Source organism: Lysobacter sp. A286 (assembly GCF_054052105.1).
The window spans coordinates 1-561 of sequence record NZ_JBSVRJ010000020.1; the positions used below are offsets into that span (position 1 = coordinate 1).

Genomic DNA, 561 nt, shown 5'->3' on the forward strand with positions numbered 1-561 from the left:
TAGCGGAGGCAACAACATGGCAAGCTCTTTCTGCCATGTTGTTGGTGTAGCGAAGCAAGTTCGGCTTGAACGAATTGTTAGAGCCCGCCTCCTGATAGATACGCCGGCGAGCGTAGAGCGCCAATGTACTGCGACTCTGACAAGAACGGCCAGTACGACATGTCTCCCGCGGATGAAACGCGACGGAAGTAGATGCGCCCCGCCATGCCGAGGGTCAGAAGGTTCCCAAGCGTGAGCAGAGCAGTTCTGGTGCGGGACAGGACTGGCCATGGATAAGCCAGGTTGGACTTGAGGAACAAGATGCAGCGAGCCGCCGTCTCCCGGTGCTGTGACGACAACTTGTCCGGGCGGCTCAAACGATGTTCCCGAAGGTCGCCGTAGAGCAGCCACAGGAATTGGCCGTAGATCTCGCGGATGGCCGGATCTTCCGACTTAGGAATGGCGTCATCAAACTGGTAGTTGGTGATGCGCGCGCCTACCAGCCACCGAGTGGACTCCGCCAGCTTCTTTCGAGCTTGCCGATCAACTGTCATTAGGGCTCTAACGCCTGAGTTAAGCCGA

At 57.8% G+C, this 561-nt stretch carries 1 protein-coding gene; it reads right to left on the bottom strand.

What is annotated here, in order from left to right; all coding sequences use genetic code 11:
- Nucleotides 1–77: 77 nt before the first annotated feature.
- Nucleotides 78–561: hypothetical protein (locus tag ACW7G0_RS14220; protein WP_456990661.1), on the bottom strand; the 484-nt coding region annotated here is incomplete at its 5' end.